Source organism: Okeania sp., assembly GCF_983059655.1.
The window spans coordinates 1-8509 of record NZ_CEZPJD010000327.1; the positions used below are offsets into that span (position 1 = coordinate 1).

6 protein-coding genes are annotated in these 8509 nt (G+C 35.6%); 2 read left to right on the forward strand and 4 right to left on the reverse strand.

The features are described from left to right. Positions 1 to 298: 298 nt before the first annotated feature. Both plsX and AC3DU7_RS18125 read right to left on the reverse strand, forming a co-directional pair. The gene (gene plsX, locus AC3DU7_RS18120; RefSeq protein ID WP_488040713.1) at positions 299 to 1336 is read right to left on the reverse strand and encodes a phosphate acyltransferase PlsX; all 1038 of its coding nucleotides are present in this window, start codon (positions 1334 to 1336) and stop codon (positions 299 to 301) included. A gap of 208 nt (positions 1337 to 1544) precedes the next feature. Further along, positions 1545 to 2150 carry an IS607 family transposase gene (locus AC3DU7_RS18125; protein WP_488040714.1) on the reverse strand — a complete coding sequence of 202 codons (606 nt, stop codon included), beginning with the start codon at positions 2148 to 2150 and terminating at the stop codon, positions 1545 to 1547. 1818 nt (positions 2151 to 3968) lie between these two features. Between AC3DU7_RS18125 and AC3DU7_RS18130 the strand changes: the two genes are divergently transcribed. Both AC3DU7_RS18130 and AC3DU7_RS18135 read left to right on the forward strand, forming a co-directional pair. Continuing rightward, positions 3969 to 5276, forward strand: coding sequence for a D-alanyl-D-alanine carboxypeptidase (locus tag AC3DU7_RS18130; protein WP_488040715.1), 1308 nt, complete (start codon positions 3969 to 3971; stop codon positions 5274 to 5276). Between the two features lie 1007 nt (positions 5277 to 6283). Beyond that, positions 6284 to 6415 (forward strand): hypothetical protein, encoded by a 132-nt coding sequence (locus AC3DU7_RS18135; RefSeq protein ID WP_488040716.1) that lies wholly within the window; start codon positions 6284 to 6286, stop codon positions 6413 to 6415. Positions 6416 to 6626: 211 nt separating this feature from the next. Here the strand turns inward: AC3DU7_RS18135 and AC3DU7_RS18140 are convergent, their stop codons facing one another. Together AC3DU7_RS18140 and AC3DU7_RS18145 are read right to left on the reverse strand one after the other, a co-directional pair. Continuing rightward, the gene (locus AC3DU7_RS18140; protein ID WP_488040717.1) at positions 6627 to 6803 is read right to left on the reverse strand and encodes a hypothetical protein; all 177 of its coding nucleotides are present in this window, start codon (positions 6801 to 6803) and stop codon (positions 6627 to 6629) included. Positions 6804 to 6994: 191 nt separating this feature from the next. Continuing rightward, on the reverse strand, positions 6995 to 7858 hold the full coding sequence (locus AC3DU7_RS18145; RefSeq protein WP_488040718.1) for an NAD(P)-dependent oxidoreductase: 864 nt from the start codon (positions 7856 to 7858) through the stop codon (positions 6995 to 6997). Positions 7859 to 8509: the final 651 nt, after the last annotated feature.

Here is an 8509-nt window from a genome sequence, read left to right on the forward strand (position 1 = left end):
CTTAGAATGCTAATGCTATTTATTTTTTCTTTTATCGGTTTAATACTCCACCGTCGGGGTGCTTAAATTTTTTTTAGGTTAAGAGACAGAGTGGCGTGTCGAAGACTATCCATAAGCAATTTTTCCTTCTACCCTCTGCCTCCTGCCTTTTGACTTCTTCAATTTGAATTTACCTATTTAAAATTTTGCTATTTTTTGACTTATTTGAAATTTATGATTAATTCTACCTACTACATTTTTTTCAATAATTTTGGTAGCTTAATAATTACAGTGAATCAACCTCAAATATCTAGCAAAATTACTGATTACTGACTATTGATTTATGATTTTCTGGTACATAGTTAGAATTAATTCGTTCAATTACTCGATTTTCTACTGCGTCCCTTGCTGAACGAATTGCATTAGATATAGCGATAGCTTTAGAAGAACCATGACTAATAATACAAATTCCTCCTACTCCTAATAGTAACCCACCTCCATGTTCTACATGGTCTATTCTTTGCTTCATTCGTTTTAAATTAGGTCGTAATATTGCGGTACCTATTTTCCCACTCAGACCAGGTGTTAATTCTTCTTTCATCATTTGCAATACAGCATCACCCACTGCCTCAGCAAATTTTAATAAAACATTTCCAGCAAAGCCATCACATACTATTACATCAAAACTGCCAGATAAAACATCCCGACCTTCTGCATTACCAATAAACTTAATTTGATTATTTTCTTGCAGTATTTGATGAGTCCTTACTGCCAAATCATTACCTTTTGATGGTTCTTCCCCAATATTAAGTAGTCCCACTTTTGGATCGGCAGTCCCCAAGACATATTCGCTATAAATTGTCCCCATAACTGCAAATTGTTCTAAAAATTTGGGACGGCAGTCTACATTTGCCCCAACATCAAGAATCAACACTGGTTTTTTGGGAACCATAGTTGGCAAAACTGCCCCAATTGCAGGGCGATCGATTCCTGGAAGTCTTCCCAAACGTAGTAAAGCGGAGGCCATGACTGCTCCTGAATGACCTGCAGATACCACAGCATCAGCCTCTTTTTGCTTGACTAACTTCATCGCCACATTAATTGATGCTTTGGACTTACGTCTAACGGCAGTCAAAGGCTCTTCATGCATTTCCACAATTTCCTCAGCGGGGACTATTTCTGGTAGAGGTTGATTTGACTTGTGATTAATACAGGCTTTGATTTGCTGAGGGTCCCCAACTAACAATACTTTTACACCATAAGCTTCTTGTGCTTGTATTGCTCCCTCAACAATTTCTGATGGGGCATAGTCCCCACCCATAGCATCGATTGCGATTCGTGTAGGTGTTATTCCCATTGCTCCAAGTTAAAGAAACCTTCAAGATTTTATCAGTTAATTGATATTTATTTACTTTTAAATGAATGACTTTTGAAAAATTGCTCTCTCGGACATTAATTCAATTTATAAAAGCAAAAAAATATTTTTTATAAACGAACAAAAGATAAGGTTTTCCGAGTCCATTGACAGAAATCTTAATTACTGAGAATTTTTGACTTAATAGCTATCAATTTATTTGATTGGCAGCCTCTTGCAATTTTTCGACTATTCTTTTATTTTTTTGGCTACGGCTACCATATAACCTAGCACTAAAAACTTTAATTATTTCTAAGATATCTGCTCCTAAATCTTCTTCTTCTGTGGATTCAGATAAGTGATTAATAATCACAATTTCTGTGCCAAAAATCTCACAAATTGTAAAGATTAATTCTGAACCAAATCTTACTAAACGGTCTTTATTTGTTAAAACTAAACGCTCTACTTTTTCTGAGCAGATCATTTTTATTAATCTTACTAACCCCCGTTTTCTATAGTTAATTCCTGAACCTAAATCTCGGATAATTTCTACTAGCCAACCCTGATTATTACAGTAGGCTTCTAGTACCATAATTTGTCTATCTAAATCGGCTGTTCGCTCAGAATTGGAAATGCAGGCATAACCAATAGTTTTACGTTCTCCAGCTCTTAGTCCTAAAAGAGTAGTCACGTCATATCGGCGATGTCCATTTTTAGTTCTTTCTGATTGGATTTTGCCTTCACGTTCCCATCTCCTTAGAGTACTTTCTGCTACTCCAAGTAGTTCTGCGGCTTTCCCTATAGAAATTTTGCTCATTTTCAGAACTTAGCATATTCAATAAACAAGTTTAGCAAATAATTCAGTAAAATTTTGTAAATCTTTGACCCTTATTTTCATCAGTAATTCAAGTCAAAAATAATACTTTTAATATCTAAGTATAAAATTAACATCCCCAGACAAAGAGGCAACAAGCAACAGGGAGAAATAATTGATAATTTAATTTATGGATAAGAATTGATTCAATAATTACAACAGCTCCAAAGCAATAAATTTTCTGCTTCCTCAATAGGAAATTCCAAATTAATGATTGGCAAAGGTTTGATACCTTACTATTGCGTATAGCAAAACAGTAATGAATAGATTTTTTATTTTTGATTCAATAATTACACCAGCTCCAGAGCAATGAACTTTCTACTTCCTCAATAGAAAACTCCAAATTAATGATTGGCAGATGTTTGATGTCTTACTATTGCGTATAGCAAAACAGTAATGAATAGATTTTTTATTTTTGATTCAATAATTACACCAGCTCCAGAGCAATAAATTTTTTGCTGACTCAGTAGGAGTCTTCAAATTAATGATTGGCAAAGGTTTGATACCTTACTATTGCGTATAGCAAAACAGTAATGAATAGATTTTTTATTTTTGATTCAATAATTACACCAGCTCCAGAGCAATGAACTTTCTACTTCCTCAATAGAAAACTCCAAATTAATGATTGGCAGATGTTTGATGTCTTACTATTGCGTATAGCAAAACAGTAATGAATAGATTTTTTATTTTTGATTCAATAATTACACCAGCTCCAGAGCAATGAACTTTCTACTTCCTCAATAGGAAACTCCAAATTAATGATTGGCAAAGGTTTGATGTCTTACTATTGCGTATGACAAAACAGTAATGAATAGATTTTCTTTTTTTGATTCAATAATTTAAGTTCTGCTCCAGAGCAATGAACTTTCTGCTTCCTCAATAGAAGTCTTCAAATTCATTATTGGTAAAGGTTTGATGTCTTACTATTGCGTATGGCAAAACAGTAATGAATAGATTTTCTTTTTTTGATTCAATAATTACACCAGCTCCCGAACAATAAATTTTCTGCCTCCTCAATTCGGAAACTCCAAGTTAATAATTGGTAGGTGTTTGATGTCTTACTGTTGCGTATGGCAAAACAGTAATGAATATATTTTCTTTTTTTGATTCAATAATTACACCAGCTCCCAAGCAATGAACTTTCTACTTCCTCAGTAGGAGTCTTCAAATTAATCATTGGCAAAGGTTTGATGTCTTACTGTTGCGTATGGCAAAACAGTAATGAATAGATTTTTTATTTTTGATTCAATAATGACATCAGCTCCAGAGCAATGAACTTTCTACTTCCTTAATAGGAGTCTTCAAATTAATCATTGGCAAAGGTTTGATACCTTACTATTGCCTATAGCAAAACAGTAATGAATATATTTTCTTTTTTTGATTCAATAATTACACCAGCTCTCAAGCAATAAACTTTCTGCTGACTCAGTAGAAGTCTTCAAATTCATAATTGCCAGGTGTTTGATGTCTTACTGTTGCGTATAGCAAAACAGTAATGAATAGATTTTCTATTTTTGATTCAATAATTAGCCAAGCTCCCAAGCAATAAACTTTCTGCTTTCTATCCCCTAAAAACATAATCTTTGTATGATGAAGTGCGGAATGTAGGATATATATGATTGAAGTCCACTATGATATAGCAAGGAAAAAGTTAGTTAGGACAGAGATTGATGATGAACCTGAGACAGAGAAAAGCTTTTACCACTGTTCCCTGTTCCCTGTTCCCTGCTATAGAAAAACTTGAAAAAATTGAATTGATTTATGTGGGATTTGTTCAGCTATGGAATCATACCTCTATGGCTAGAAATGGCAGGCATACAAACTATTGGGCAAAATACTCTAACAGTCATGAAATGGCAAACAGGTTTACCCCAATTAATTTCACCTGAAAATTCTGAGCAAATATTAACTATAGAAGTAGATGAATACTTGAAAGGTTTGGCAGCCAAGGGATTACTAACTTCCGATGCTCAGGGTATATGGATACAGTCAGAATTTAAACTTTTGCATAGTCATGAAGGCAAAGTTCCCATGCCTGGTGCTTCCTTAACAAAAATCGCCACATCTTTAGCAGCCCTAGAAACTTGGGGACCTCAACATCAATTTGAAACCTTGGTTAGTACCACAGGCCCAATTACAAATGGAATATTGCGAGGAGATTTGGTAATTACTGGCGGTAATGACCCATATTTTGTCTGGGAAGAAGCGATCGCCCTGGGTAATACCATCCAAAAATTGGGAATTAATCAAGTCACAGGTAATTTGATTGTAGTAGGTGATTTCTGGATGAACTATCAGACTAACCCTATAGTTGCAGGCCAATTATTGCGAGAAGGCATCAATTCAGCCACTTGGTCTAATAATGTGAGAAATATCTACAACCGAATGCCACCAGGAACACTTCAGCCAAAAGTGGCGATCGCTGGTTCTGTAATATCCCAAAAATCTGTATCTACAGAAATTCCAATTATTCGACACAAGTCTTTGCCACTTATCTATATCCTCAAAACAATGAATGTGGAAAGTAATAATAAGTTGGCTGAAATAATAGCTAGTAATTTGGGTGGAGCAAAAGTTGTTCAACAAAAAGCTGCCTGGACTGCGGGAGTGCCTCAAACAGAAATTCAGTTAATTAATGGTTCTGGGTTGGGAGTGGAAAATAAAATTTCTCCAAGAGCAGTAAGTGCAATGTTAATTGCTATTCAAAAGTATCTCCAAACTTCTGAGTGGGTTATTGCTGACTTGTTTCCCGTATCTGGTTATGACCGAGGAACTTTAGTAGACCAGTCTAGGAATATTCCCCAGGGTTCGGCTGTGAAAACTGGTACTCTCAATGATGTGATTGCTTTAGCTGGAGTTATTCCTACTCGTGAAGAGGGTTTGGTTTGGTTTACGATGATTAACCGAAGTCCTTACTGGGAAGCAACACGGGTGGAGCAAGATAAATTTTTACAGCAATTAGTAAGTCTTTGGGGAGTTACTGAAGCACCTGCGGTAATTACTCCTCAGATTAATGGTAATGGGTTGGGTTTGGGAGCTAGCGATCGAAATCAGATTTTGGGGCAATAGAATTAAAGGGTTGCTAGACAAGGATTTAGCCACGGATACACGGATGATTCATCTGCATTTTGTGAAGCTCAAAAAAAACGGCAAGGTCTTTGCTCTTGCATCGCCAAAAAAATCGTGATACTATGTAACCATTGGGTTCTACTCGCCCCTAAGCATGACTTTTTATTCAACGCAAAAACAGCATATCGCCACTGAATATATATATAAGAGATACTCACACTAAGACTATCAAAGCAGAAAAATTATCATCCTGTGAAGCACCTTAATAAGTAGCGATCGCCAAATTTTTCATCCCCATCAGCCAGACAAGGATTTGGTCACGGATACAGGGATGATTCATCTGCATCTTGTGAAGCTCAAAAAAAACGGCAAGGTATTTATCCTTGAATTCCCCAAAAAATTATGATAGTATTTAATCATTGGGTTCTACTCGCCCCTAAATATGACTTTTTATTCAACGCAAAAACGGCATTTCGTTACTGAATATATATAGAAATATATATATAGAAGAGATACTCACACTATCAAAGCAGAAAAAATATCATTCTGTGAAACACTTTGCTGTAAAAGTAACAATCATACTAAATCCTGTTTAGATAGGAGCTTTATTAGGAAAGTAAGGCAGAAGGCAGAAGGCAGAAGGCAGAAGGATTAGAGAAGATTTGGAAAAAGTACCTTTTCATAACCGTATTTAGCATCAGAAAATTTTTCACCCCATCAGCCAGACAAGGATTTAGCCACGGATACACAGATGATTAACATGCATTTTGTGAAGCTCAAAAAAAACGGCAAGGTTTTTCCTCTTGCACCCCCAAAAAAATCGTGATACTATTTTGTTATTGGGTGTTGCTCGCCCCTATGCATGACTTTTTATTCAACGCCAAAACAGCATTTCTTTACTGAATATATATAGAAGGGATATTCAGACATCGGTAATCCTGCATAGTAATGGAAAGTACGGGAGCAAGATGCTCCCACTACCGTGTCTGGTAACAAAAATAATTACAATGGAGTACCGCCCAGACATCAAAACAGAGAAACATCATCATCCTGTGAAGCACTTTAGATCAAGAACTAACGACCGGAAAATTTTTCACCCCATCAACAGATCGATAATTACTCATGTAGAAGCGATGTAGCTAACGCACTTGCTCTGCCAACGCTATATTCACAAATCCAACAGATTCTCATCCCGTGAAGCTCAAAAAAAAAACGGCAAGGTATTTCCTCTTGAATTCCCCAAAAAAATTATGATAGTATGTAATTATTGGGTGCTGCTCGCCCCTACTTATGACTTTTTATTCAACGCAAAAACAGCATATCGCCACTGAATATATATATAAGAGATACTCACACCATCAAAGCACCAGAAAAATTCTCATCTTGTGAAGCACTACTAAAAAAAGAAGTAATGATCGCCAAATTTTTCACCCCATCAGCTAGACAAGGATTTGGTCGCGGATGCACCGACGATCTACCTGCATTCTGTGAAGCTCCAAAAAAACGACAAGGTTTTTCCTCTTGCACCCCCCAAAAAATTATGATACTATTTTGCTATTGGGTGTTACTCGCCCCTACGCATGACTTTTTATTCAACTAAAGATTTGGTGAAAACTTACCAATAACTTGAATTTCATACACCAAATCAGCAACACCACAATTAAGGGTAATTTTTTTCATCACTTTGGAAGAACATGATTATCAAAAGAAAACATATTCTAATTCTCTGGATTAACTGCCGAAAATAAAGCAGAATAATCCACATCTGACAATCCTAATTCAATAGTTTTCTCCAAAACTTTACGCACTCCTTCTTGAATACTCACATCAAGTCCTGCTGATTCTGCCGCATTAATAAATATGTTCGTATCCTTTAATAAATGTTTGGCTGGAAAATTAGGATTTTCATAATTCCTGTCTAACATTCGTGGTAATTTTTTATCAAATGTTGGAGCATATAAAGCGCTATCCCGAACAATTTGCATAAACAAATCTACATCTATTCCTTCTCGAACTATCAACCCTAAACTCAAAGCAAAAGCAGTTGTTAAAGAACCAATTAATTGATTCATTGCCAACTTAATTGCAGCACCACTACCTACCGCACCAATATGTAATGGCTCACGACTAAATATCTTTAATAAACCACACCATTTTTCATATTGTTCTGATGAAGCTCCCACCATAACAATTAAACTACCAGATTTTACTTGAGGAATACTGCCCAAAACAGGAGCTTCTAAATATTCACCACCACAAGCAACAACTTCATCTCTAATTTCTTTACTTTCAGTGGGGGAAATAGTTCCCATTTGAATTACTGTTCGACCCGATAATTCCGCTTTTGAGCTATCAGATAAAAGTACATTTTGAATAGCTTCAGTATTAGTCAACATCAAAATTAAACATTCAGAATTTTGAATAGCTTCTGCGGGAGAATTAGCAATTTTAGCCCCTATTTTTTGTAAAGGTTCTAATTTTGATTGAGTACGATTATAAGCAGTTACAACATGATTAGCTTCTAACAATTTTTGAGCCATTTGTAGACCCATTAAACCTGTTCCTAAAAACGCAATTTTCATTAGTCATTACCTCTAGATTTTTATATTTAATTACCATATGTTTTGATATTTGTCAAAAAAATAATAGCTTTAAACAAACTAATCCAAAGCAATAATTTCTAGGAAAATTGTGCTAAACTTGCTAAGAAAATGCTATGATAATATGAATACTTGTCTAAACTTGAAAAGCTAAAATCTTTAGTTTGTTGATGAATAATACCAAGCGTAAAAAAAGAATGTTACAAATAGTTTGGTCAAGAAAAATGGTTAAAGTCAGATGTATATTTAGCAGATATAGAATAATTTCAGGGTCAAGGCGTTGCTGAATACTGGGATGATTGAGACCGACACGGAGACACGGAGACACGGAGACACGGAGACACGGAGACACGGAGACACGGGGATGATAGTCGATCCTCTCTTATAAAATCATCCCACAATTATGCAATGCCTAATTTCAGGGTCAAAAATGATAATAACAGCTCTTTCTACTGACTACTGACTACCGACTACTGACTACTGACTACTAGTAACTGACTACTGACTACTGACTACTGACTACTAGTAACTGACTACTAGTAACTGATAACTGATAACTGATAACTGATAACTGAAATTACTCCCCCACTTCCATTATGCCGTATAGTAAATTTACTCTGAGTAAAGTTGTAG

Bases quoted from the DNA above. Each gene is read 5' to 3' on its own strand.
- plsX (WP_488040713.1), bottom strand. From the start codon at position 1,336: ATGGGAATAACACCTACACGAATCGCAATCGATGCTATGGGTGGGGAC.
- AC3DU7_RS18125 (WP_488040714.1), bottom strand. From the start codon at position 2,150: ATGAGCAAAATTTCTATAGGGAAAGCCGCAGAACTACTTGGAGTAGCA.
- AC3DU7_RS18130 (WP_488040715.1), top strand. From the start codon at position 3,969: ATGTGGGATTTGTTCAGCTATGGAATCATACCTCTATGGCTAGAAATG.
- AC3DU7_RS18135 (WP_488040716.1), top strand. From the start codon at position 6,284: ATGGAGTACCGCCCAGACATCAAAACAGAGAAACATCATCATCCTGTG.
- AC3DU7_RS18145 (WP_488040718.1), bottom strand. From the start codon at position 7,858: ATGAAAATTGCGTTTTTAGGAACAGGTTTAATGGGTCTACAAATGGCT.